23 protein-coding genes and 2 tRNA genes are annotated in these 24,160 nt (G+C 40.2%); 18 read left to right on the forward strand and 7 right to left on the reverse strand.

Annotation, left to right across the window (positions count from 1 at the left end; all coding sequences use genetic code 11):
• Positions 1 to 238: 238 nt before the first annotated feature.
• Positions 239 to 321 (reverse strand) — tRNA-Leu (locus tag MSBRW_RS08620).
• A gap of 269 nt (positions 322 to 590) precedes the next feature.
• On the reverse strand, positions 591 to 923 hold the full coding sequence (cutA, locus tag MSBRW_RS08625) for a divalent-cation tolerance protein CutA (protein ID WP_230670038.1): 333 nt from the start codon (positions 921 to 923) through the stop codon (positions 591 to 593).
• A 507-nt stretch (positions 924 to 1,430) separates the two neighbouring features.
• On the opposite strand from cutA, the gene MSBRW_RS08630 reads away from it, so the two are divergent.
• From MSBRW_RS08630 to MSBRW_RS08640, 3 genes are all read left to right on the forward strand, one after another.
• The gene (locus MSBRW_RS08630) at positions 1,431 to 3,227 is read left to right on the forward strand and encodes a site-2 protease family protein (protein WP_011308041.1); all 1,797 of its coding nucleotides are present in this window, start codon (positions 1,431 to 1,433) and stop codon (positions 3,225 to 3,227) included.
• A gap of 378 nt (positions 3,228 to 3,605) precedes the next feature.
• Positions 3,606 to 4,649 carry a potassium channel family protein gene (locus MSBRW_RS08635; protein ID WP_011308040.1) on the forward strand — a complete coding sequence of 348 codons (1,044 nt, stop codon included), beginning with the start codon at positions 3,606 to 3,608 and terminating at the stop codon, positions 4,647 to 4,649.
• Positions 4,650 to 4,912: 263 nt separating this feature from the next.
• Positions 4,913 to 5,590, forward strand: a complete 678-nt coding sequence (locus MSBRW_RS08640) for a potassium channel family protein (RefSeq protein ID WP_011308039.1) — start codon at positions 4,913 to 4,915, stop codon at positions 5,588 to 5,590.
• A gap of 604 nt (positions 5,591 to 6,194) precedes the next feature.
• Here the strand turns inward: MSBRW_RS08640 and MSBRW_RS23855 are convergent.
• A complete protein-coding gene (locus MSBRW_RS23855) occupies positions 6,195 to 6,320 on the reverse strand; it encodes a hypothetical protein (RefSeq protein ID WP_268990296.1) in 126 nt (41 codons plus the stop codon).
• A 663-nt stretch (positions 6,321 to 6,983) separates the two neighbouring features.
• Here MSBRW_RS23855 and MSBRW_RS08645 point away from each other — a divergent pair.
• Entirely contained in the window at positions 6,984 to 7,709 is a 726-nt protein-coding gene (locus MSBRW_RS08645; RefSeq protein WP_011308038.1) for a hypothetical protein, read from the forward strand.
• A gap of 399 nt (positions 7,710 to 8,108) precedes the next feature.
• A complete protein-coding gene (locus MSBRW_RS08650) occupies positions 8,109 to 8,834 on the forward strand; it encodes an RAD55 family ATPase (protein WP_011308037.1) in 726 nt (241 codons plus the stop codon).
• A 206-nt stretch (positions 8,835 to 9,040) separates the two neighbouring features.
• Here MSBRW_RS08650 and MSBRW_RS08655 read toward each other — a convergent pair whose 3' ends face one another.
• Entirely contained in the window at positions 9,041 to 9,898 is an 858-nt protein-coding gene (locus tag MSBRW_RS08655) for a methanogen output domain 1-containing protein (protein WP_011308036.1), read from the reverse strand.
• A 4-nt stretch (positions 9,899 to 9,902) separates the two neighbouring features.
• Entirely contained in the window at positions 9,903 to 10,610 is a 708-nt protein-coding gene (locus MSBRW_RS08660) for an ATPase domain-containing protein (RefSeq protein WP_011308035.1), read from the reverse strand.
• A 477-nt stretch (positions 10,611 to 11,087) separates the two neighbouring features.
• Between MSBRW_RS08660 and MSBRW_RS08665 the strand changes: the two genes are divergently transcribed.
• Positions 11,088 to 11,181: transfer RNA gene (locus MSBRW_RS08665), tRNA-Arg, on the forward strand.
• A 514-nt stretch (positions 11,182 to 11,695) separates the two neighbouring features.
• Here the strand turns inward: MSBRW_RS08665 and tnpA are convergent.
• Positions 11,696 to 12,145, reverse strand: a complete 450-nt coding sequence (tnpA, locus tag MSBRW_RS08670; RefSeq protein WP_011308034.1) for an IS200/IS605-like element ISMba18 family transposase — start codon at positions 12,143 to 12,145, stop codon at positions 11,696 to 11,698.
• Between the two features lie 488 nt (positions 12,146 to 12,633).
• Here tnpA and atpD point away from each other — a divergent pair, with 488 nt between their 5' ends.
• The 10 genes from atpD to MSBRW_RS08720 all read left to right on the forward strand — a co-directional run bounded on the left by atpD (position 12,634) and on the right by MSBRW_RS08720 (position 21,430).
• A complete protein-coding gene (atpD, locus tag MSBRW_RS08675; protein ID WP_011308033.1) occupies positions 12,634 to 14,058 on the forward strand; it encodes a F0F1 ATP synthase subunit beta in 1,425 nt (474 codons plus the stop codon).
• Positions 14,055 to 14,474, forward strand: a complete 420-nt coding sequence (locus MSBRW_RS08680) for a F0F1 ATP synthase subunit epsilon (RefSeq protein ID WP_011308032.1) — start codon at positions 14,055 to 14,057, stop codon at positions 14,472 to 14,474. Before atpD ends, MSBRW_RS08680 begins: the two co-directional genes overlap by 4 nt.
• A complete protein-coding gene (locus MSBRW_RS08685) occupies positions 14,467 to 14,805 on the forward strand; it encodes an AtpZ/AtpI family protein (protein ID WP_011308031.1) in 339 nt (112 codons plus the stop codon). Before MSBRW_RS08680 ends, MSBRW_RS08685 begins: the two co-directional genes overlap by 8 nt.
• Positions 14,798 to 15,112: an N-ATPase subunit AtpR gene (locus MSBRW_RS08690; protein ID WP_011308030.1), complete on the forward strand. Its 315-nt coding sequence runs from the start codon at positions 14,798 to 14,800 to the stop codon at positions 15,110 to 15,112. The genes MSBRW_RS08685 and MSBRW_RS08690 overlap by 8 nt, the downstream gene beginning before the upstream one ends.
• Positions 15,102 to 15,791 (forward strand): F0F1 ATP synthase subunit A, encoded by a 690-nt coding sequence (locus MSBRW_RS08695; protein WP_011308029.1) that lies wholly within the window; start codon positions 15,102 to 15,104, stop codon positions 15,789 to 15,791. Before MSBRW_RS08690 ends, MSBRW_RS08695 begins: the two co-directional genes overlap by 11 nt.
• 55 nt (positions 15,792 to 15,846) lie before the next feature.
• Positions 15,847 to 16,122: a F0F1 ATP synthase subunit C gene (locus tag MSBRW_RS08700; protein ID WP_011308028.1), complete on the forward strand. Its 276-nt coding sequence runs from the start codon at positions 15,847 to 15,849 to the stop codon at positions 16,120 to 16,122.
• 20 nt (positions 16,123 to 16,142) lie between these two features.
• Positions 16,143 to 17,384 carry a F0F1 ATP synthase subunit B family protein gene (locus tag MSBRW_RS21045; protein WP_011308027.1) on the forward strand — a complete coding sequence of 414 codons (1,242 nt, stop codon included), beginning with the start codon at positions 16,143 to 16,145 and terminating at the stop codon, positions 17,382 to 17,384.
• A 13-nt stretch (positions 17,385 to 17,397) separates the two neighbouring features.
• A complete protein-coding gene (locus MSBRW_RS08710) occupies positions 17,398 to 19,113 on the forward strand; it encodes an alternate F1F0 ATPase, F1 subunit alpha (RefSeq protein WP_011308026.1) in 1,716 nt (571 codons plus the stop codon).
• Entirely contained in the window at positions 19,110 to 20,015 is a 906-nt protein-coding gene (locus tag MSBRW_RS08715; protein WP_011308025.1) for a F0F1 ATP synthase subunit gamma, read from the forward strand. Before MSBRW_RS08710 ends, MSBRW_RS08715 begins: the two co-directional genes overlap by 4 nt.
• Before the next feature lie 332 nt (positions 20,016 to 20,347).
• Positions 20,348 to 21,430 carry a DUF7544 domain-containing protein gene (locus tag MSBRW_RS08720; protein WP_011308024.1) on the forward strand — a complete coding sequence of 361 codons (1,083 nt, stop codon included), beginning with the start codon at positions 20,348 to 20,350 and terminating at the stop codon, positions 21,428 to 21,430.
• 575 nt (positions 21,431 to 22,005) lie between these two features.
• Here the strand turns inward: MSBRW_RS08720 and MSBRW_RS22015 are convergent.
• The gene (locus tag MSBRW_RS22015; protein ID WP_155398169.1) at positions 22,006 to 22,155 is read right to left on the reverse strand and encodes a hypothetical protein; all 150 of its coding nucleotides are present in this window, start codon (positions 22,153 to 22,155) and stop codon (positions 22,006 to 22,008) included.
• Positions 22,156 to 22,598: 443 nt separating this feature from the next.
• Here MSBRW_RS22015 and MSBRW_RS08725 point away from each other — a divergent pair, with 443 nt between their 5' ends.
• On the forward strand, positions 22,599 to 22,796 hold the full coding sequence (locus MSBRW_RS08725) for an MM0924 family protein (protein WP_011308023.1): 198 nt from the start codon (positions 22,599 to 22,601) through the stop codon (positions 22,794 to 22,796).
• Between the two features lie 348 nt (positions 22,797 to 23,144).
• Entirely contained in the window at positions 23,145 to 24,029 is an 885-nt protein-coding gene (locus MSBRW_RS08730; RefSeq protein ID WP_011308022.1) for a DMT family transporter, read from the forward strand.
• The last annotated feature ends 131 nt before the right edge of the window (positions 24,030 to 24,160 follow it).

The raw sequence follows: 24,160 nt of genomic DNA on the forward strand, positions 1-24,160 counted from the left end.
TGTACCTTAACAGGGGAAAGGATGATACTACATTTAATTGGGCAAATAAGGTTTAATATCCCTTAAAAAATTAATCATTTTTCAAGGGGTCTATACTATTTAGTCCTCTATATTGTACTTTGAATACAGTAACCCTTGACCGACTTGCTTGCCGCGACTTAAAAGAAATGTAATAGAATTAGAAAATTTGAGTGAAAACAAGAATCTAGAAGAGAAAGGAAAATCCTAATAAATTTAGTGCGGGAGAAGGGATTCGAACCCCTGAACGTCTGCACGAACAGATCTTGAGTCTGCCACCGTTGACCGCTTGGTTACTCCCGCATTTACGGAATCCAATAAGGTAACGATAGAACTAACATATAAACCTAATCCTGTAAACAAACTATCCTGCAAAATCCTGTAAGTCGAATATCTTGGAAATTAAGTGAACTCTATAAGTAAGCCGGTTAGTAAGCCGGTTAGTAAGCCGGTTAGTAAGCCAGTTAGTAAGCCAGTTCTGTATATATTTAAATTCGGTATCTATTGCCAGTGTTTAGTTCGGTTTTCAATTTCAGGTCCTCCGACTTCAAACTTTAAGTCTTGCCTTATTTTCAGGCTTTTTCACCTGAACTATTAACATGAACCCAGTCAAGGTACTCCTTTTCTCCTTCAATTCCCCAGAATTCTATTGCAGGCATTTCATATGTATGTAGCGACTTTACAAGCTGTGTGATTTCTTCAAAGCGTGAAGAATCCGTTTTGACAAACATGGCAATCTCATTGTCTTCTTCAATCTCTTCCTTCCATCGGTAAACCGAAGAAACCGGAAACATATTCACGCAGGCCGCAAGCCTCCTTGAAACCAGCTCTCTTGCAATCTGTGATGCATTCTCCATGTTTCCAGCTGTTATATACACAATTCCAAGCATGAACAGACACCTCATGGAAACCTGATCTCCAGGGAAACCTGATTTCGTGAACAAGATATTTAATTAAAGCATATTATTCCCTATGTAAATAGTGTTTATCGCCCTGGCTTTAGACCTTCTTGACATTTGCTGTAAAACTTCTTGGAATTTGCTGTAGAACTTCTTGGAATTTGCTGTAGACCTTCTTGGAATTTGCTGTAGACCTTCTTGGAATTTGCTGTAGACCTTCTTGGCATTGGTTATGATTCTAAACTTCCATATATGTTTTTATATAATTAGGGTGTATTTTTATATGCTTTTTCCAGATAGGAGTATTTTTAAAAAGGAACGGCAATATATATTGATTTAAAAATAGTAAGGCATACTATAACATTTTTATATCATATTGAGCAGTATAGCCGGTTAAGTTTAATTAACAACTGATTTCAATTGATTTGGCTTAATTCACGATACTTCACATTCAATTCATGAACGGTTAAGCTTACTTATAATTTGTTCAGCTCAATAACTCGGAGAATTCCCTTGAATGGCACAAACATTGCACTGAGTATTTTTTTACTGTACTGGTTCGCAGTTTCCGTTCTTGACAGGAAAGGTATTCTGGAGAAGTACAACATAAGCACCTTCGGGCCGCTTCCTATCCTTATGATCAGGACAACTAAGGGCCTCAAACTGCTGGATGTACTGGCCCGTCCGAAGGCTTACTGGAGGATATTTGCAAACCTTGGAATCTTACTGATGTTTGCAGGCATGATTGCAATGTTCCTGGTCATAGCTATCTCAGATCTCGGGCTGTATACTTCTCTCCTTAGCGGAAATATGCCTGAACCGGGAAAGTATAATTCTCCGAGAAATATATTTCTCATTCCGGGATTAAATGAGTTCATTCCTCTTACCTGGGGAGCTATTGCCCTTATAGTCACTCTTGTCGTGCATGAGTTTTCACATGCGATTCTTTGCAGAGTTGAAGGCATCCGGGTCAAATCTATGGGTATCCTGTATGCTCTGGTCCCCATAGGAGGTTTTGCGGAGCCTGACGATGAACAGCTTTTCGGGACGAAAGAGAAAACAGAAAGAGAACTTCCGCTGACAGCCACAATCGAGGAAATCGAAGAATGGGAAAAAGAAGAAAAAATAAGGCAAGAAACTGAGAAAACAAAGCCTGATGAACCGAAATCCGAGCCTGTAATCGGTGCAACAAGAACTCAGAGATCCCGGATTCTTGCAGCAGGTGTTATGGCCAATTTTAGCGTGGCTTTTATCGCTCTCCTGCTCTTCTTCGGGCCTGTACTCGGGGCAATTGCGCCCTTAAGTGATGCCATGATCCTGAGTGTAAACGAAAGTTCTCCGGCTGACCATGCAGGGCTCGAAAACGGCATGATAATAACGCAGATTAATGATGCCAATATCACGACAGCCGAAGATCTGCGAACATACCTTGAAAAAACCCAGCCTGGAGACACGGTTCGTATCTCTGCCACAAAAAACGGTACAGTCTCTACACATGATTTGCAGGTTGCCTCAGTCCCTGAGAACTATATCGGCGGAGGAGTGCCTGTAGGAGGAATTGTTTCGGGAAGTCCCGCAGAAGCTGCAGGGATCAAAACCGGAATGACAATGATCAGGATTAACGATACGAAGATGCAAAATGTTTCAAATTTCGTAAGTTTTATGGAAACCACCAGGGCAAACCAGACTGTGGAAGTAGAACTTCTTCCTCCTGAAAACTACACAGGCAACCTCACTGAAAAAGGCACTGTCGTCTTCGATGTGAAACTGTCATCCAATTCGGAGCATGATTACGGTTTCCTTGGAGTTGTTTACGGGAATAATGCAGTTATGGAACTCCCGATGCTCGGAGTCTCCGTGTTGATGCCTCAGGCAAAACTGTATCTTGAAGCCCTGAAGCAAATTCCATCCTTGCTAACTATGCCTGCAGGCTGGATCATTCTTTTTGGACTTCCAATTTATGGATTTGCAGGGGAAGGATTCCGAGGTTTTTCAGGTACCTTCATGCAGTTTTATCAGCCCGTGGGCTGGGCAGAACCTCTAGGAGTAGGGATTTTCTGGATTGCAAATACCTTGCTCTGGGTTGGCTGGCTGAACTTCTATGTCGGACTGTTCAACTGTTTGCCTGCCGTGCCCCTGGACGGAGGGCACGTGTTTAAGGATTCTACCTATTCCTTTGTATACCGGTTTACAAGGAATGACTCAATCTCAGAAAAGGTTTCAAACTCTATCACAGCAAGCTTTTCAATGTTAATCCTGTTCTCGTTTATCTTTATGATATTCGGGCCTTATATAGGGCAATGGATGTGATTGACATCGAAATTTCAGACTGAACTCTGACATTCACGAGAGCCATAAAGCTTTGGTTTTACTCTCTTGCTTAATTTTTTATTCATGCAAAATTTTTCAACTACTTTTTCCCTTTTACTTTCAAACGCTTTTTGAGTTTAATCTCAAAAAATTATTTGCATAAAATTTTTGTTAAACTGGAGATATATAGAACTATCAGTAACATCTACAAGACATTTATCAGTAATGGCTATAGAGTGTTTGCCAGTGCGACTATTGGTGATTTTCAGTAGATAGTTACAAGACGTTTACTAGCAAAAGCCACAAGACGTTTACATATAACAGCTACAGGGCGCTTCAGCTTTACCTCATCAGGAAAATTCAGGCAGGAATTCAAAGATGGTTACTTCCGGACGAAAGAATGGTAGTTTTATAACAGAATTTCGGAAGATACTGCACAGGCATCCCTATGTCGCGTACAAAATAGTGGCTGTGTTCATTTTTGTTATTTATGTTCTGACTTTCGAGTATTTTATGATTTTTGAGAACCAGCCCGAAAATGCAAACCTTATTACTGCTATCTACTGGGCCACAACCACCATTGCTACAGTCGGGTATGGCGACATTGTCTTCACTTCTCTGCCAGGAAGACTTTTTTCTATAGTTGTGCAGGTTCTGGGCATAATCTTGATTTCGGGTTTTCTTATAACCTACGTTGTTGCTCCCTGGATGGACAGAGTTATCAAGTTCAGGCTGCCGAGAAAGATCTCTTCAGGCATGAAAGATCACATAGTTATCTGCGGATACAATCAATTGGTTGAAACCCTGATAGATGAGTTGACCGAGGAGGATATGTTCTTTGTAATAGTCGAAGAAGAAGAAGAGATCATCAGGGAACTTGTAGATAAAAATATTTCCTGCATTTTCGGGTCTCCGAGTGATAAGCAAACCCTTATGAATGCTGGTATAGAGAAAGCCAAACTCCTTATTGCAAATAAGTCGGATGAAAGAAATGCGAATATCGTTTTGACTGCCAGGGAATTTCAGTATGTCAACATTATTGCCATTGTAGAGGACCAATCTAACTCAAGATACCTCAAATATGCAGGGGCCGATACGGTCGTTTCTCCCAAATCGATGTTTGGGGAGTTTATCGGCAGGAAGGCGATGGACAGGCTTGTAAGCAGGGTTACGGGGGCAACTGAAATTTTTGAGGGAGTTCATATTGTTGAGTTTCCTGTTTACCTGAAAAGTCCTCTTATAGGTAGGTCACTTAAGGAAATCTCCAGCCAGCGACTCACAGGTGCAAAGATTGTAGGAATCTGGAATAGTGGGACTCTATCTTTTGATCCCAAGGAAGATGATATTGTCCGGGAGAATAACGTTTTGCTGGCTGTAGGTACCCGTGAGGAACTTTCAAAACTGAAGAAACTGACACATTGATCAAATATTCAAAAACTGAGAAAAACTGGCACAATGATTAAGATCCTTAAACTGAAAACGACTGACATACTGATCAATATTCAAAAACTGATATAAGCTGACACATAAATCTGAGAGTCAAAACTGAAAGAAATTAGAAACTGTTTCGATAAATTGATATACCTACTAAATTTATTCGCAAAAACTGGTAAAAAGGCGAGTTTTAAGAAGAAAAACTCAAAGCTGAAGTTGGTAAATGCAATTTACAGGACATGGGATTGAAAATGAAGCCAAAAGGGCACCTTATCATACTGGGATATGGAGATGTAGGAAAAAGTATAGTAGACATACTTTATGGAAGCCCATTCCGTTTTGTAGTTGTGGACTCGAATGATAAGGTTTTTGAAAATGTTGACTTCGAACATCTCGTTGGAAACGGTGCAGATGAAGACATACTGCTTGCAGCTGGAGTAAAGACAGCCTCCTTTGAGTTTGTGGCTCTTAATGATGATACCAATGTTATTTTCGCGACTCTCATTTCCAGGAATCTGAACCCGGAAATTACTATTGTAGCAAGGGCAAATTCCGTAAAATCGATTGAAAAGATCTACAAAGCAGGAGCCGACTATGTGGGTTCTCTTTCAATAGTAGCTGGGCAGATGCTTGCCAAAATGACTGCAAATTGCATGGGAAAAAGCTGTAGAATCGATGAGGACATAATGCTTTACGAGGGCATAGAAATCGAGAAATACCGCGTTGACAGAGGATCTCTTCTTGATAACGTATCAATAGAGGAACTTGATCTCGAGGGACGGATCGGATGTACTATAATAGGCATTGAGCGCGGAAAACTCGTTATAACAGCTATTAAAAGGCAGACAATAATAAGGGCAGATGATACCATTGCAGTTGTGGGAAGCAGCAAGCAGATTTCAGAGTTTAAGGAAAGATATGTTAATTAAAAGGTCTCTTTAAAACTTATTTGACTGATATTTTGCCAAAGTTGGCGCGAATTCACTGAAAGCAAAAAAGTGGTCTATTACTCAATGGTCTGTCTATTACCCAATGGTCTATTACTCATTTGACTTACAAATTATATCCATTGGTCATTGATTAAGAAATTTTCTTGCCTGAAAGCTATCGACTTTGCATTATAAGTCGGCCTTAAAATTCTGCCTATTCATCTGAAATCGACACACAATTTCAGCCCATAACCTACTAAAATATTTAAAAAATGTTGAATATCATAACCTACTAAAATATTTAAAAAATGTTGAATAACTTGATTCAATTTGTCACGGTTCCTCACTTAACCGAAGATGCATGAGGTATTTTTTGAAACTCTAATTTGGAATAATCGATAATTTTTTTAATCATGTAAAATGTTTCTGAAATTCTTATTGATTTGAGGTTAAATTTGTATTGAAATGAGCTCTCTATAAATAATGGTAATGAAGTTATTTATAAGTTAGAAATTCTTAACCGACTTGGTTCTAAATAACAAATTTACTTTATTTTTCCTTGCTCAAAGGCGTTTCCAGTTTCTAACAGTAAAATCCAACCAGGCTAAAGACTTGTGGCTTCCTGAGTCATCGGAGCAAACTCCACAAGTCGTAAGGACTCTATCCCATATTCCTTGAGTGAAACGATTGTGCTTAAGCTGCTAACGGCTTCCAGTTTTCGCTGGCTCAACTCCAAACCCTTTGAGTGTATGATCGTAATATACTGCCCTCTTTCCAACTTGCTTGGTTTTTGCATTGTAGTGACGGCAGTGAATAGTAATTAACTTAATAGCCAAAGTAATTTTTCAAAATCAATAATGGCTAATAGTTTAAAATTTGATACTTATATCCCTGAAGCTAAAGATTTCGAGATTTTACGCTTCTGCCTAGAAATCTGTCTCCAGAAATTGTGTTCAAAAATTACTTTAGGTAGTGTTTACAGCTACGAATTAGGGACTTAATTATAACTCATGTTTTAGCAGCACTACATTGTTGTTTTATACACATTTTTAGTATTTATGGACTACTTTTGTTATAAATATTTACTTGCTCAAATAGTCGACTTATTAGATATTATAATCTCTTTTATCAATTTATGAAAACTACTAACTTTTTATTTTTTTATTTTAAACTAAAAATATAGATTCTGCATTTAATTTATCATCTCATTGTTATAGAACAAAAGTATTATTAATAATAAACTAGTATTAAAAATTAAAAAACGTATTATTTAAAAATCATATATACTTAAAAATTTTTTATCTAAATTTAATATCAAAATTAAAAAAAGACAATTTAAATATATTTTTGTGTTTTAATTAATATATGTTAAGTTTAAAAAGAGGAATTTCTTGTGAAAATTGATGGCTATGCAAACAACATAAAGCTTGTGAAATTAAAAAGAACAAGACTTGTTCTCGGGTTTCTGTCTTTGTTTCTTTTGCTTGGTCTCTTTATTTCTCCGTCAGCAGCTAAGACTGACTGGAAGATTTCTCCCTCCAATCCAACTGTGGGAGATACTCTGAAAATAACAGGTACGGCTTCTCCGGAAGAGGAACTCATAGCTAAAGTTTCTTTTGAAAAGGAACTCCCGGTTACCGAGGGCAGGTACCAGTATTTGCTTGAAAAAATAAAGATACCGAGAGGTGAAGATAACCACCTTACTGTCAGGGGCGAAGGAGTAGAAAACCTTAATGTAAGCGTAACAAAACTATTCTTTAACAAAAAAGTATCTTCCAATGCATCCGGAGGAATTGCAACTATTTCTCGGAGACATGTCCCGCCTCTTACTTACAAAGTTCTTATTGATGGTGATGCTCTGAGTACCCCAAGTAAAGATTTTTCTTTAAAAGCTTCTTCTATAAAAAATTCTTCTATAAAAAATTCTTCTATAAAAAATTCTCCTATAAACGATTCTTCTATAAAACTTACAGTTACGGCATCTCAGACCCTGAAAACTAATCCAAAAGGAAAATTCAGATTCAATTACCACACTTCTTCAATGCCAGCGGGCAAATACACCATATATATCGGAAATTCGAAAAAGATAATTGAGCTGAAGCCTAAAAAGAATAAATGACTCCACTGAAATCCAACTTCATGAAAAGCACTATTGAAAATAGTATTTGCCAATATAAACTTAGCGACGCCATTAAAATGAGTAAGAAAGTGAAATAAATAAACAGAAAAATCAAGCAGAAAATTTGAAATACGAGGACTTATCCTCCCCGAGTTTCATCTCGCCTGAATTTTGCCCGGGAAGGAAAAATCCTTATTTTTTTAGTTGCGATGCAATTGCAATAGTAAACAGTTAATCTCACTTCCATAAACCTCAGATTCGAAATAATCAAGTTTTTGATCGTGATTGTCTTTTCCTTTGAGGATCCAGCCCGACTTATATAATTCTTAATGGAAGATTATATTACTTAAAACATCTTAAAATAACTAAGAAACATGCCTGAGTTTAAGATGTGATAGTATGGAGAGTTTATCTACAGGGATTGAAGGGTTGGATACGCTAATGAACGGCGGCTTCCCTAAAGGAAAAAGCATTCTGGTTACGGGTCCTCCAGGAGCCGGAAAAACAATTCTTGGAATTCATTTCCTGCACAGAAGCTGTAAGGAAGGCAAGAAATGCATACTGGTTCTTACAAGGGAGCTTACGGAAGATATCCTCAGCCAGTCCCGAAGCATCCACCTTGACCTCAGGCCTTTTGTTGAGAGTAGACATCTAAGTATCAAGAATATCTTTGAAGACAAAATGAACAAAATCAAAAGCGCTTCGAAATTTGGTAAAGGGCTCTATGCTGTGGATACTGATATAATCGAGTATCTCAGTTCCATGTCTTCGGACGTTGATGTTATGGTTATCGACAATATAGGGGTAATGGCCATAAACCATGACATAAGAGAATTTGCTGATGAATTCAGTTCGATAAGTATTATACTTCTAAAAAAAGGGTGCACAAGCCTTTTTGTCATGGATGAGGACTCCTATAACCTTACCCACAGGCTTACTGGCTACATGGTTTTCGGGCTAATCCGGCTCACTTCACAGGAGAATTTCAACTACGGAAAGACAAAGAAATATCTTTACGTTGAGAAAATGCGAGATAAGGCTGTTCCTGTCAAGTATTCTCTGTTTGATATTACCCCAGAAGGAATCAAAATTATTACAGGCATGAATGACCTATTAAAGGCGTGAAGGATTTCTCAGAAACATAAAGGATCTCTCAGAAACATGAAAGATCTTTCAGAAACATATGTAACCTATTAAAACTAAAAATAGTATATCAATCGTCGAAAATCTAAACACTGAAAATATGAAATGGCTACTTTCTGATTATGGCCATTCCCTTAACCTGAAATTTACGGAAAAACTGATTTCAGGTATTTGGTGAAAACGGAATTTCATTCTGTCTTTATAAGGAATTCACAACAATCGTTCCTGTTCCCTATAGTCTTCAGCGCCTCTACACTGAAGTCAGAGTCCACTTTCAAAGTTATTTCCGAAAAAATTTTTCGGGTCAAGGTGCATAAAATAGGATTTTTACGGGCTTCTTCTCCTTTCCAGGGGCACTTTGTTCCCCTAACTATCCACGAACTTTCTTTTTCACCCTTTTCAGAGTAAAAGCTTCCACCCAGCTGATTCATTATCTCGGCACAGACATTTCCTGCATAAGCGAAGTCCAGTTCTCTGTTTTCAAGGTGATATGTATCGAGCAGCATTTTTTCGACCATGCCTGTCATCTGGTTAATTATGACCTTCTTCTCCTCATTGGAAACAAACCTTAACAAAGTGGGAATAATTGCAGTAAGGATACTCTGCACCTGGTTTTTTATCTCAAGACTGTTGCGGTCAGCTACCAGCCGGTCATGAATGCATTTTATCCTGAGTAAGGATTTTACTCGGGTCTTCAGCTCAAGCCTGTTTATTGGTTTCGTAAGGAAATCATCAGCACCGGCTTCAATCCCTGTTATTCGGTCTTCAATTTCAGAAAGAGCAGTGAGCATCAAAACCGGGATGAATTGAGTTTCAGGGTTGTTTTTGACAATTCTGCATACCTCATAGCCGCCTACTTCAGGCATCATGACATCAAGTAAGATCATGTCAAGCTTTTCTTCCTTTAATTTCTGGATAGCTTCCTTTCCACTGCTGGCAGTAATAAGGTTATAGGGTTCTACTGAAAGGTAAGCTTCTATAAGCTCTATGTTCTCAAGCACATCATCGACGATTAGGACTTTAGGTTTGCTATTTTCATTCTGCAAGGTTTCATCCCCCAGACTCACGAATTTTGATACCTTCAGATGTGATTTCAAAAATAGACATTTCAGGGGAAATAGGGGTACTACGCATCTTGGGTATGCTCAGGTAGCGCTCCATTTTTCCAAGATACGAGTTTTCCCTTACTAACAGGTGAATAGACCCATAGACCGAGTATTCAGCAAGCTGGTAAGTCATCTTGTGTGCGGAATCATCCATTATTAAAAGAGCTGTACAGCCTTTTTTCCTTACCATGTAGTTTAGCGCATCAAACTGGTCTCTGAGCTTTTTTATGGAAATCCTGAGAGCAAAGGTACCTATGTTATCAATAACGAGGCATTCCGTTCCTTCATGTATTAATTCTATAAGACTCGGGATTTCGAGTTCCAGGCTTTCAGGCTTAAACCCGTATCTGGTCTGTCTTATTATTTCCGAACGGCTTTCAAAAATATTTTGTATAATAAGCTGTCCGTTCTCATAGTACGATGTGAGGTCGCGCCCTAACATGCTTGCCTGATAAAGAATATCTTCAGGACTTTCCTCAGTTGCGATAATCATACATTTCCTGCCTTCAAGACAGTTTTTATATACGAAATGGATTCCGAAGATTGTTTTCCCGCTTCCTGCTATACCGGTTATAAGGGTTACTTTATTTGCAGGATAACCCCCACTCAGCTTCCTGTCCAGATCCTCTATGCCTGTTGAAACCCTTTCCATTTTTGCAAATCCTCACTCTTTATGTACTTTACCCTTATAGCTTCCCGGACTGTGAATTAATATAAGATTATTAACTTGAAGGTTTAGAACAGTCTCTAAATGGCCCTGAATTTAGAAGCTGTTTATAATTAAAGAAACGTCTATTATTTTTCATTAGCTTTACAGCAATTTCATGAGAATCATCTACTTTTCATGATACCCATCTGATTTTTTCATGATATATATCTAATTTATTTTTTTGACTCAGTTCGTACTGCTAATTCTGTCTCACTTCCTATATATTTTTATTCACACCTCTGCCATCCTCATTTAATTTGAACATTTTGTACTGAATTTTCAGGATGATCGTTTCCCAGACAGGATATTTTAAGTTCAAATCCTACTCCTGGCCTATTTCTCTCGACCTATATTCCTTGCAGCCTTAATTTTGAGAGAAAAGTTTAATATGGATAGCTTCTATCAATAGTGCTGCATCAAGGGCTCGTAGGGTAGCCAGGATATCCTAATGGGCTTCGAAGTAAGATAATTACGAAGATACCCATTGACTCGTGTTCGAATCGCGGCGGGCCCGCTTACTCTCTTTTACTGCTTTCTACTCTCTTTTACTGCCTTCTACTCTCTTTTACTGTTTTCTTCTACATATTACTGTCTTTTACTGCCTTATGTTACTTTTTACTGCCTTTTATTGCCTGTTATTGCCTTCTATTGTCTTCTACTGTCTTCTACTGTCTTCTACCGTCTTCTACTATCTTCTACTATCTTCTACTATCTTCTACTATCTTCTACTATCTTCTACTATCTTCTACTATCTTCTACTGTATTCTCTATTCTTCAAAAGCAATGCATTCTTTTTTAGTCTCTCTTTTTTAAAGACACAATATACGTACTGGACATTTCTTCCAAAGGATACCAGTTCTTATGTTTACAAAAAGGAGTTCTGGTAAGGATATTTCTCAGGATTGAATAATAAAATTTATTCTAACTTTTGGATTAAACCTGATTTTAAATTTCGCAATCAAAGTTGCGCTGGCGCACCCCGCTGCAAGCAACGGGGTATGTTCGCGCCACCGCTCGGTTGTATTGGCTTATTGAAAATCGATTATTTTCATTTGTTTGTATGCTTCTTTTTCTTCCTGATTTCCCTGATTTTCAATATAGCTTTTTATTACATCGGAAGTTGTTCCATCTCCTACGATTCCGATGTATCCTCCATCACTCCACAGTTCACTACCCCAAAGCTGTTTTTTGATCTCAGGGTATTGCTTAAAAATTTGTCTTGCTGTAATGCTTTTTATTATTTGCATTACTCTTGAAGGAGAATATTTTGGTTCGGCACCAACAAAAAGATGGACATGATCACCATCAGTACCAATTGCATCAAACTCAAAACAGTACCTTTCACCAATTCCAAAGCATATGGTTTTCAAAAAACTAATGATTTCAGCATCTAAAAGAAGCTTTTTCCGATATTTCATACAAAAAACCATGTGGTATCTTATTTTATAGACACAATGGTTTGCATGTCTGAGTTCCATTTACAGTACAAATGTAGCTAAAAATATAAGGTAGTTATTTAACAACGGTTCTCGGGGAAGTTTTCCATCCCCGCAGCAAGCTAGCGGGGTATTCGAATGAAATAAATAAAAAAAATATATTAAAGTCAAATTAATATATTGAAATGATATATTTCTTTATGGGAAAGGGGAAACAAAGTAGTAAAGAATTCACTGGTAAAATGGGACTTAGTACTATAATGGGACTTATAAGGTACTATTAAGACACTATGAAGACACTGCGATAATTTCAATAAAGATAATAATTTAGAATCGATTCCATTCCATGTTTTCTTTAGCGTTTCCTGGTCACTGTGGACTTTGTGAATGAGGCAGATGTGAATCTTCATCATATTCTTAGTTCTTACAAAACAAGCTTCAAGAAAAGGAAACTCCAAAACCGAATATAATGCCAGCTTGGGGGAGCTGTTAAAATGGCAATATAATGCCATCTTGGGGAAGCTGTTAAAATGGTAGATAGAAGTCGGCCCTTGAATCTCGGTAAGGTCATCTCGGTGCGCGGCAGCATTGTAGATGTATTGTTCGAGAGGCATTTGCCACCTGTATATACACTGCTACGTGCAGGAAGGCTACGTGCAGGAAGGGAAAGCCAGATTGCCATAGAAGTTTTGACGCAACTTGACGCGCATCATGTTCGTGGAATTGCTCTGACCCCAACTGAGGGTCTTGCTCGAGGCATGGCAGTGGAAGATACAGGTGGGCCTTTGAAAGCGCCTGTTGGTAGGGAAATCCTTTCTCGAATGTTCGATGTGTTTGGAAATACCATAGACCGCAGGAAACCTCCGTCTGATATCCAGTGGCGCTCAATCCATCAAGCTCCGCCACCACTGATGCGTCGATCCACTACGTCTGAAATCTTCGAGACTGGAATCAAAGCTATAGATGTACTGGTACCGCTTGAGCGTGGAGGTAAAGCAGGTCTATTCGGAGGAGCAGGCGTTGGTAAGACAGTGTTGCTAACCGAGATGATTCATAACGTAGTCAAGCAACACCAGGGAGTGAGCATATTTTGCGGAATAGGCGAGCGTTGTCGAGAAGGGGAAGAACTTTATCGTGATATGAAAGACGCTGGTGTGCTTCCGCATACGGTTATGGTATTCGGCCAGATGAACGAGCCACCAGGCGCCCGTTTTCGTGTAGGGCATACGGCACTGACAATGGCAGAGTACTTCAGAGACGATGAACGCCGAGATGTGCTACTGCTTATAGATAACATTTTCAGGTTTATTCAGGCTGGTTCCGAAGTATCTGGCTTGATGGGGCAGATGCCTTCACGCCTGGGATATCAGCCGACATTGGGAACTGAATTATCCGAGTTAGAAGAGCGCATATCTACTACTGATGCCGGAGCCATAATGTCGATTCAAGCGGTGTATGTGCCTGCTGACGATTTCACTGACCCTTCGGCTGTGCATACATTCTCGCATCTATCGGCATCAATTGTCCTCTCTCGTAAGAGGGCAAGCGAGGGGCTTTATCCGGCTATTGACCCTTTGCAGTCAAACTCCAAAATGGCCACACCTGGCATTATTGGTGAAAGGCATTATCACCTGGCTCAGAAAATCAGGCAGACGCTTGCGCAATACTCAGAACTTAAAGATATTATCTCAATGCTTGGCCTGGAGCAATTATCGCCTGAGGACCGCAATGTTGTAGCCCGCGCTCGCCGCCTGGAACGTTTCCTGACGCAGCCGTTTTTCACCACTGAGCAGTTCACAGGCATTAAAGGCAAAACCGTTAGCCTTTCAGATGCGCTCGACGGCTGCGATCGTATCTTGCATGATGAATTCAAAGACTATTCCGAAGGCGACCTCTACATGATCGGAACAATTGACGAAGCAATAGCCAAAAAATCAAGCCGGGAAAAATCATGAATTCAGAACTCATTAATTCAGGACTCATGAATCTTATGATTCTTCTGCCTTTCCAGGTCTTTGCCGAAAAGAAAGGCGTATCACGCATAGTCGCAGAAGGCCGTGAGGGTTCATTTGGGCTCTTGCCACACCGACTTGATTGTGTCGCGGCTCTGGAGCCTGGAATTCTCACTTACGAAACCGAATTAGAGGGTGAGGTTTATGTGGCAGTCGATGAAGGCGTACTCATCAAGACTGGTCAGGATGTACTTGTCTCTGTACGTGATGCCATTTTCGGGACAGAGTTAAGCCAGTTGCAAGAGGCAGTAGAGAAAGAGTTCTTAACTTTAGATGAAACCGAGCAAAAAATTCGTTCAGTAATGGTAAAATTGGAAACCGGGCTTATACGCCGTTTAGCGGAGTTTCAGAATGTCTGACAAACCATCAAAGAAACCTTCGGAGGACGAGTCGCCTCTGGCCCGACAGGTTGGGACAAAAGCCGAACGCAAACTCAGGGCACAACGTCATGTAAACAGGACTATCTGGCTTGGTTTAGGCATGATGGGACTCATAGGCTGGTCGGTAGCAGTTCCAACTTTAATTGGTACTGCAATTGGTCTCTGGTTAGATAAGCACTATCCAGAAAGCTTTTCCTGGACACTCACGATGCTGATTATTGGCCTTTTTATCGGCTGCTTGAATGCATGGCACTGGTTAGCTAAGGAGCGTAAGGAAATGCAAGAGGAACAGGAGGATTACAATGAATGAAATACTGAATCTTTTCTTGTCTCTGATAGCTGGTTTTCTGCTCGGAGCAGTGTTCTTTGGCGGTCTCTGGTGGACGGTTCAGAAGGGACTTTCATCCAGAAAGCCTGCGTTCTGGTTCCTCGGCAGCCTGTTGATACGGATTAGCATTGTCATAGCTGGATTCTATTTTGTCTCGGATGGCCATTGGGAGAGATTGCTAATATGCCTGTTTGGGTTTTTTGTTATGCGTCATATAATAGTTAGACTTACCAGACTGCCAGAGGAAGATCAAAATCAATTGACAAAGGAGGCCAGTAATGCGACTTAGTCCTGATGAGCTGATTTTCTGGCAGTACGACTTTATCAAACTCAATGCCACAATTGTATACACCTGGGGGTTGATGCTGGTAATGGTAATTGGTTCAAAAACTATTACAAGCAAACTCTCTACTGGTCTGGAACGTTCCCGCTGGCAAAATATTCTGGAAATCATTGTCACAGGCATCCTGGAACAAATTGAGGATGTTGGCCTGGATCAGCCAAGGAAATATCTAGGCTTTTTAGGCACGCTCTTTCTGTTAATCGCTGTAGCCAATCTCTGCATCATAATTCCAGGCTATGAACCGCCAACAGGATCCCTTTCAACTACGGCTGCTCTTGCATTATGCGTGTTTGTAGCTGTTCCACTTTTCGGCATCGAAGAACAAGGAGTTAGTAACTACCTTAAGACGTACACAGAGCCGACAATTATCATGCTGCCATTTAATATTATAAGTGAAATCTCCCGCACGTTAGCTCTTGCAATCCGTCTGTTCGGCAACATCATGAGCGGCTCGATGATCGTTGCCATTCTGCTGACAATTACACCATTCATCTTTCCGGATCTCATGATTGTTCTTGGTCTGCTCGTTGGTATGGTGCAAGCCTACATCTTCAGCGTTCTGGCCACAGTTTACATAGCAGCTGCTACGCGAACCAGTAAATCCAGAAGTGAAACTGGACAATAAAGTAAAACTGGATAATAAGAACTGAATAGCAAATCTAACAACGGAAGGAAGCACTATGGCTTTGGACACCTATATAACTACAATCGCGGTGGCATCAATTGCCACTGCTGGCATCACAATAGGCATTGGGGTTATCGGACCCGCAATTGGTGAAGGGCGAGCTGTTGCGACGGCCCTGAGCTCACTGGCACAGCAACCCGATGCTTCCGCAACAATAACCAGGACTTTGTTTGTGGGACTGGCTATGATTGAGTCTCTGGCAATCTACTGTTTTGTGGTTTCTATGATTCTCATTTTCGCCAATCCATTCTGGAACCGTGCACTTACCTGAAATAGAGAGGAAAGCAGGCTATGCTGATCGATTGGTTCACCGTCATTGCACAGGTAATCAACTTCCTTATCCTGGTGTGGTTGTTGAAACGTTTTCTTTACAAACCAATACTCAACGCAGTCGACGCACGCGAGAAGAGGGTCGCAGATGAACTTAAGAATGCGGATGAAAAAGAAGCAGAAGCTCAAAAAGAGAAAGAAAAATTCAAGCGCAAGAACGAGGAATTCGACCAGCAGCGTAATGACTTCTTGAACAAAGCAAAGGAAGAAGTACAGGCCGAACGTCAGCGGCTTTTCGAAGATGTGAGGGAGGAAGCCTCCTATTTGAGAGCAAAACAACAGGAGGCATTAAGGAACGAAGGACAGAATTTAAGTCAGGAAATAGGCCGCCGGACCCAGCAGGAAGTTTTTTTCATAGCTCGAAAAGTACTGACCGATCTGACTGAAACCAGTCTGGAAGAACGTGCAGTTGACGTGTTTGTTCAAAGGCTGCGCAATCTGAAAGATAATGAAAAGAAGCAGTTAGCCTCAGCGCTTAGTACATCACCGGGTCAGGTGCTCATTCGTACTGCATTTGATCTTCCACAAGCGCAGCGTGATTCTATTAAAAAGACGATTAAAGAAACTCTTGGTATAGAAATTCAACCCAGGTTTGAGACTGCACCAGACCTTGTCAGTGGTATCGAATTAACCACAGACGGACAAAAAGTTGCGTGGAGTATTGCAGATTATCTTACATCGATGCAAAAAAGTATCGACGAATTGCTGAACGAGCAGCCTGAGAATAAAGCCAAAACCGAACCTCAAACCAAAAATAACAAAGCTAAAACCGAACCTCAAACCAAAAATAACAAAGCTAAAACCGGACCTCAAACCAAAAATAACAAGCCCAAATTGGAAAAAGAACCAGAGGCTGAACAGGAGCTTGAAGCTGAGACTAATAAACCCAGATCGAAAACTGAGTCAGAAGTTGAAACCAGGCCTGAAACTGATTATAATAAGCTCAGATCGAAAACTGAGTCAGAGGCTGAACAAGAGTCTGAGGCTAGACAAGAGTCTGAGGCTAGACGAGAGCCTGATGCAAAACAAGAGTCAGAGGCTAAACAAGATTCTGATGCAAAACAAGAGTCTGAAGCTGAACAAAAAACTGATGCAAAACAAGGTTCAGAGGCTAAACAAGAGTCAGAATTTAAACATCAATCTGGAACTAAGTCCGAATCTGTGGTTAAGCAGGAGATTAATCCCAAACCAGAGCCCACATAAAGAGCCAATGAACATGGAAACTAAAGGTCTTAAAGACGTTTTCGATAAAGTTTTCACCGAAATACACCAGGCCAGGGAATCAGTGACCCCGACGCTTACTCCGAAGGAGGTGGGCAGAATCTTGACAGTTTCTACAGGTATCGCAAATGTATCTGGCCTTCCTACTGTAGGTTTTGATGAACTTATCAAGTTTCCAGGGGATTTGTTTGGAATCGCGTTTAATGTTGATGAAAAAGAAATCGGTACCGTTCTACTGGGCGAATACTCACATCTGCATGCTGGAGATCAGGTTGAACGCACTCAACGGGTTATGGATGTTGCCGTAGGCGAAGAATTGCTTGGACGAGTTATTGACCCTCTAGGTCGTCCACTTGATAATAAAGGACCAATAGTTTCCAGTAAACGTTTGCCTATCGAACGGCCCAGTCCAGCAATTATGGATCGAGCTCCTGTTACCGTGCCTCTCCAGACCGGTGTCAAAGTTATTGATGCGTTAATCCCAATCGGACGTGGCCAGAGAGAATTGATTTTAGGGGACCGCCAGACTGGCAAAACTGCAATTGCTATCGATACTATTCTTAACCAGCGCAATTTTAATGTCCTGTGTGTTTATTGTGCCATTGGCCAGCGTGCATCCGCAGTTGCCAGAGCAGTGGCAAACTTAAGGGAAAGGGGCGCAATGGATTACACGATTGTTGTTGTAACTGAAGGCAATGACCCATCAGGGCTAATCTATATTGCTCCTTACGCTGCGACCAGCATTGCAGAGTATTTTATGGAAGCAGGCCGAGACGTGCTGATTGTTTACGATGACCTGACCAATCATGCACGAGCCTATCGAGAACTTTCCCTTTTACTTCGTCGTCCTCCGGGACGGGAAGCGTATCCGGGTGACATTTTTTATATTCACTCGCGACTGCTGGAGAGGTCTACGCACCTGCTCAAAGAACTTGGTGGTGGATCACTAACTGCTCTTCCTATTATCGAAACTGAAGCGCAGAATATTTCCGCCTATATTCCAACTAATCTGATTTCAATTACGGATGGGCAGATTTACCTTTCACCTTCGCTTTTTGAGCTGGGTGTGCTGCCTGCAGTTGATGTTGGCAAATCCGTTTCTCGAGTAGGCGGTAAAGCACAGCTTGCTGCCTATAGAGCAGTGGCGGGAGACATCAAGCTTGCCTATTCACAATTTGAAGAACTCGAAGCGTTTACCAGATTCGGCGCAAGGTTAGATGAAAATACAAGAAAACTCATTGAGCATGGGAGGCGGATTCGTGCCCTCCTGAAGCAGCCTCAAAATTCTCCTGTACCTGTACCCGATCAGATTGTTATCCTTGTTGCATTGAACGCAAAACTCTTCGACAATGTACCACTTGACAAAATGGGAGAGGCTGAAAGCTCTCTACGCAAGGCAGTGCCAGATATTCCTGCAGATGTGCGCGATCGGTTCAAAGGCGATAAAGAATTGAGCGACAAGGATCGTGAAACTATCCTTGATATCGCCCGCAAATCACTGAAACCTTACCAGCCAAACCCTGAATCCGAATCCAAGCCGGAAGCTAAAACTGAGGAAAGATCTGAATCAGAAACCCAAAATGAGGAAAGATCTGAATCAGAAACCCAAAATGAGGAAATAACTGAATCGGAAACCCAAACTGAGGAAAAAACTGAGTCAGAAACCCAAAATAAGGGTAAATCCGAGCCGGAGGCTGAGGAGAAATCATGACTGAAACCACTCAGAGTCTGCGCACAAAGATTGATAGAGCAAAAGATCTTCAGTCTGTCGTCCGCACAATGAAAGCTCTGGCAGCCTCTAACATAGGGCAATATGAAAAGTCAGTGAGTTCGTTATCTGACTATTATCATACAGTGGAACTGGGTTTGGGCTTATGTTTCAGGAAAATCGCACTCATGACAGCTTCGCAAGAAGGAAAAACGCAAAAGAATACACGTCTTATTGGGGCTGTCGTTTTCGGTTCAGATCAGGGGCTTGTGGGTCAGTTTAATGAAATAATTACCGATTACGCAGTCAAGGAGCTGGAAACTTTGCCAGGTAAAGCTCAGGTTTGGGCTGTAGGAGAGCGTGTTTATTCGCGCCTGGCAGATGAAGGCCTGACACCGATTGGGCTTTTTAATGTGCCAAATTCAGTTAAAGCAATTACTCCGCTTATAGCCCAAATTCTTGTGGAAAACGAGAAACTCCGCAGCCAGGATGAAGATGCCGAACTCCATCTCTATTACAACCGCCACAAAACCAGAGTTACTTACGAGCCAGTTAGCCAGCGATTGCTGCCATTTGATGAAACCTGGAGAGACGACCTGACCAAACTTTCCTGGCCAACCAAAAACTTGCTGCCTGAGGTAATGGGCAATATCACAGAGACCTTACGTGCACTCATCCGCGAGTACCTTTTCGTTTCTCTTTTTAGGGCATGTGCCGAATCTCTAGCAAGTGAAAATTCTAGTCGACTGGCAGCAATGCAGCGCGCCGACAAAAACATTGAGGAGCTGCTTAATAATCTCAGTGGAGAATACTACCGTGTGCGCCAGAGCGGCATTGATGAGGAGTTGTTTGAGGTTGTTTCAGGTTTTGAAGCTCTGTCCAGGGCCCGTAGCTCTCGCCGGTGAAAAAGCAATGTGAGCCGGCAATGGTTCAGACAATAATACAGACAATAATAATTACTCCGAAAAACGAGTTTTATTGAGAAGTTTTTGAGAGGCTGAAACGGGAAGAGACTTATGAAATAAGAGTGCTTATGAAATAAGAGAGACTTATGAAATAAGGGAAAGCCGTTATATTAAGAGAAGACCATTGTGACATTTCGGGGAATAATTGTTGAATAAAAGAGTTTTTAGGTCTGAAAAATCTCAAGTTTTCCTGAGTATCCCGAACTTTGTCTGGAAAATCTCGCATTTTACTATTTAGATAATTATATATCTTTTTACAAAAATTATATGTTATGAGCTGGTACGCGATAGGTGCAATAGACAGAGCTCTCTCAAGAACAAGAGAAGCTCTTCTTGAACCTTTTGATTTCTGGAAATGGGTAAAACTCGCAATTATTATTTTTCTGTTAGGCGGGGTTTCGAGTTATGGAAATTCGAGCAGCTACAATATAGGTTCCGAAGACTTAAAAAATAATTTTCCTATTCTTGAACCTGGAAAGATGCCTAATCTTCCTTTTGGCATGCATGATACTGCCTTCGGTTATATTTATCAGGTGCCAAACCTGGCAACTATAGTTGCAATAATAGCTTCCCTTATTCTTCTGATTTTTATTTTTTCGTACATTTCCAATATTATGGAGTTTGTTTTTGTGGAATCCCTTGTACGAAACGAAGTAAAATTCTGGTCTTATTCAAGAAGGTTTCTGGGAAAAGGATTCCGCCTCTTGCTTGTGCGCTTAGCTATTTGGCTGGTATTTCTCGCGCTCTTCGGAATATCTCTTCTTCCTCTTATACCCCTTATTCATGAAGTACCTTCAGACTTTTCCTTGCCTGCCAGTCTCGGAGGAATTCTCTGGGTTGTCTGTGTAATTATTGTGCTAATTCTGCTAGCACTTGCAATAGAGTCCCTTTTAAGTCTTGCAATTCCACTTGCCATTTACCGGAATAAAGGAATTCTTTCGGCTTTCAAGCTTGTTCTCGGAAATTTCAGGAAAAGCTGGCGCGAAGTTGCTGTTTACTGGTTTTTCAGGCTATTGCTCTATATAGGAATAGCCGTTCTTGCAATTTTCCTTTTTGTGATCGTGGCACTGGTTTTAGGGCTTGCTTTCCTTATTTTTGACGTGGCTCTGTACTTCCTCTTTTCGTCTTTATTATCGGAACTTCTTCTCTGGTTACTCCTGCTTCCCTTTATTGCCATAGAACTAATTTTGATCCTGGGAATTCTGCTTTTCCTCAGTGTACCTCTTTCCGTTTTCCTTAAATACCATCTGTTGAGTTTTCTTGAAGCCTGGTATGAAGACGCAGAAATTCCCTTCTTTGATGTTCCTGTCTTGGAACCTGAAACCGGAGTTAATGAACCTGAGCCGACTTTTTGAGCTAAAAAGAAAGAGAGTTCAGGATATTGAGCTAAGTTTCTGAACGAAAAGGAAAAGTTCAGGGCTCTGAGTTTGTTTTACCCAGATGGGAAGATCTCAGAGCTCTGGACCATTGTTCTAGCCTATTTTTCCAAATATTCTGATCAAGTTTAAACTGAATCTAACAGCGAGTACATTTTAACTCTATGATAAAGAAACTGAAAATCTACATTGGACATTTTATTTTTTTACTGGAGTAAATGATTTTGATGTCTACGAAAAATTTATAGGTCCTATTTTTAAGGAAGCTACCAAGGCAAAGAAAGAGGAATTCTTTCAGGAATATCAGGCACAAAAAATTGTGCTTTTACAAGCGGAAGCTCTGATAAAAACTATGTGTTAATGTCTATTCAACAACATTTTTCCGCTTTTTCCCGCTTTTCCATAATTTAAAAAAAGCGGAAAACAATAACAATAAAGTTAAAAACTTAAGATGAAGGGAAAGGCTATACAGACGAAGCGGCTATGAAAAACAAAAATAAATTAAAGAATAGGAGTTTATACCACCTTTCTTAAATATACTCTCCTATAAACTCTTAAAAGTTCATAAAAGGTATTTGACTTCGACTCTTAACATCTCTTGAAATGAATTTTCCGTTTTCATCCCTTTTAATTCCACAGTCTCTACAAATCCATTCTTCTGTGAATGCAAGATACATATCATTTCCGCAATTTTTACATTTCATTCTAAACTCCCCACTCGATTTTACGTCTCCACATTTACACTGTGGTTATTTTTACAATATTTTACTGTATATAAAAAGTTGACCAAGTGTATTAAAAAAATCAAAACAGTGAGTTTTAAAGCCTGAAAAGATAAACTACGCTACTGGAGACTATGGGCATCAACAACCTGGAAGACCCTGGAGAGCCTTAGAGCAGAAGCCACAGCCACAGAGAAGTTCATAGGAGCAAAAATAGAAAAGTATGAAATTACACTAGCATAAAGAAAAATCGCCTTAAAAGCCTTTACTGGCACTTTAAATAATTATTTATTCACTCTTCTGCTTTTGAAATTCAACGAAAAAAATAACTATCACCAAACCCAATAATTACTGAAACTAACTATATTCTGAAAATTGTCTCTCCGGGCCTTAGCCGGAAAAGTGTAAATTGGGAGTTGGGAATTATGAAGCAAGAGTTCATTGAGAAATACTATCTGGGTAAAGAAGTTGAAATTGACATTGGGGGAAATACCACATACAGAGGAATTGCTGCCGAGTGCAATGACGGAGTCCTCAGCCTTAAATGGACTATAAAAGAAGAAGGCTATACACATATCGATATCGGGAAAATCGCTGCAATGTGGAGAACACTGGGAAGGTAATAAAAGGCAGTAAACTATTAGAAAGCAGTAAACTATTAGAAAGCAGTAAACTATTAGAAAGTAATAAGCTATTAAAAAGCAGTAAACTATTAAAAAGCAATAAGCTACTTCACCGAAGCTCCAGGCCAAAACCCGTTTTGTACCTGTTGCTTCAGCTAAACTTTCAAATTAGGAGAAAATCCTCCTTCTTGGCATGAAAGTACACGAAAATAATAATTTTTCACGTATACTTTTCACATACTTTTTTCTTCCTTTTTTCTTCCTTTTTTAAAGTTTTTCCTAAAGTCCATGGTCCGATATTTTTCTACGCCCAAAAAATATATATCTGCAAGCTTTTAATTTTCGACTATGCCAGTGCAGAAAAAGTCTTTAAATCCATATTTGGAAGTTGTAACTGGCAGCATAATTTACGGTACTATCGGAGTTTTTCTGGATCAAGTTCAGGATATGTCAACCGGATCGATCCTTTTCTCCAGGCTTTTCTTTGGTCTCTGCATGATTTTTATTTATCTGTTGCTCAATCAAGGGCTCAGACAGCTTAAACCCCATAAGAAAAAAAGATACCTTCTCCTCCTGGGCCTTCTGAATGCGATAACAGGAATTTGTTATTTTTCGTCTATCCGGTATAGTGGAGTTTCGGTAGCTGTCCTTCTGCTCTATACGGCTCCGATATATGTTAATCTGTTTGCTCCTTCGATTCTCGGAGAACACAGAAACAGTAACAGCTTTCTCCCTCTTTTGCTTGCAATTGCAGGAGTTTTACTGATCGCACGTCCGGGTGAAATTCTTGGACATACAGGCCCTGAGTTCCAGAAAGGCCTTCTTTTCGGGTTAATGTCAGGGCTGTCATTCGGTGCGAATATAATAACGATTCGGTATCTGAGGAATGATTACTCAGGAATAGCGCAAACCTTCTGGCTGACTGGAATAAGCCTTCTTTTTATGCTGCCGGCCGTGTTTTCTACCCCAACTGCTGTTTTCGTTAAAAACCTTGATATCCTGCTTCTCTTCGGCTTAACTATTACATTTGCTGCCGTAATCTATCTGAGAGGGATCTCAGGAATAAGGGCTCAGACAGGAAGTATTCTTGCCCTGGTCGAGCCTGTTTCCGGAATTTTCTTTGACGTTACTGTCCTGAAAAATCCACTATATATCTCGACTTTCCTTGGTTGCGTTTTTATTCTTACAGCGGCTTATGTTATAAGTAAAAGGGATGGAGTAAGCCTGAAATAGAAGAATAAAATAGAGTACTGAGAGAACCAGAACCAATACTCAAATTAAAGAATATACTCAAATTAAAGAATATACTCAAATTACAGAATATACTCAAATTAAAGACTAAAATCAGTAATTTAAATCCAACA

The organism is Methanosarcina barkeri str. Wiesmoor (assembly GCF_000969985.1).
Taxonomy (GTDB): Archaea; Halobacteriota; Methanosarcinia; order Methanosarcinales; family Methanosarcinaceae; genus Methanosarcina; species Methanosarcina barkeri_B.

Excerpts from the sequence above, each read along its gene's own strand:
- cutA (WP_230670038.1), bottom strand. The coding sequence starts at position 923 with ATGAGGTGTCTGTTCATGCTTGGAATTGTGTATATAACAGCTGGAAAC.
- MSBRW_RS08635 (WP_011308040.1), top strand. The coding sequence starts at position 3,606 with ATGGTTACTTCCGGACGAAAGAATGGTAGTTTTATAACAGAATTTCGG.
- MSBRW_RS08640 (WP_011308039.1), top strand. The coding sequence starts at position 4,913 with ATGAAGCCAAAAGGGCACCTTATCATACTGGGATATGGAGATGTAGGA.
- MSBRW_RS08650 (WP_011308037.1), top strand. The coding sequence starts at position 8,109 with ATGGAGAGTTTATCTACAGGGATTGAAGGGTTGGATACGCTAATGAAC.
- MSBRW_RS08660 (WP_011308035.1), bottom strand. The coding sequence starts at position 10,610 with ATGGAAAGGGTTTCAACAGGCATAGAGGATCTGGACAGGAAGCTGAGT.
- tnpA (WP_011308034.1), bottom strand. The coding sequence starts at position 12,145 with ATGGAACTCAGACATGCAAACCATTGTGTCTATAAAATAAGATACCAC.
- atpD (WP_011308033.1), top strand. The coding sequence starts at position 12,634 with ATGGTAGATAGAAGTCGGCCCTTGAATCTCGGTAAGGTCATCTCGGTG.
- MSBRW_RS08680 (WP_011308032.1), top strand. The coding sequence starts at position 14,055 with ATGAATTCAGAACTCATTAATTCAGGACTCATGAATCTTATGATTCTT.
- MSBRW_RS08685 (WP_011308031.1), top strand. The coding sequence starts at position 14,467 with ATGTCTGACAAACCATCAAAGAAACCTTCGGAGGACGAGTCGCCTCTG.
- MSBRW_RS08690 (WP_011308030.1), top strand. The coding sequence starts at position 14,798 with ATGAATGAAATACTGAATCTTTTCTTGTCTCTGATAGCTGGTTTTCTG.
- MSBRW_RS08695 (WP_011308029.1), top strand. The coding sequence starts at position 15,102 with ATGCGACTTAGTCCTGATGAGCTGATTTTCTGGCAGTACGACTTTATC.
- MSBRW_RS08700 (WP_011308028.1), top strand. The coding sequence starts at position 15,847 with ATGGCTTTGGACACCTATATAACTACAATCGCGGTGGCATCAATTGCC.
- MSBRW_RS21045 (WP_011308027.1), top strand. The coding sequence starts at position 16,143 with ATGCTGATCGATTGGTTCACCGTCATTGCACAGGTAATCAACTTCCTT.
- MSBRW_RS08710 (WP_011308026.1), top strand. The coding sequence starts at position 17,398 with ATGGAAACTAAAGGTCTTAAAGACGTTTTCGATAAAGTTTTCACCGAA.
- MSBRW_RS08715 (WP_011308025.1), top strand. The coding sequence starts at position 19,110 with ATGACTGAAACCACTCAGAGTCTGCGCACAAAGATTGATAGAGCAAAA.
- MSBRW_RS08720 (WP_011308024.1), top strand. The coding sequence starts at position 20,348 with ATGAGCTGGTACGCGATAGGTGCAATAGACAGAGCTCTCTCAAGAACA.
- MSBRW_RS22015 (WP_155398169.1), bottom strand. The coding sequence starts at position 22,155 with ATGAAATGTAAAAATTGCGGAAATGATATGTATCTTGCATTCACAGAA.
- MSBRW_RS08725 (WP_011308023.1), top strand. The coding sequence starts at position 22,599 with ATGAAGCAAGAGTTCATTGAGAAATACTATCTGGGTAAAGAAGTTGAA.
- MSBRW_RS08730 (WP_011308022.1), top strand. The coding sequence starts at position 23,145 with ATGCCAGTGCAGAAAAAGTCTTTAAATCCATATTTGGAAGTTGTAACT.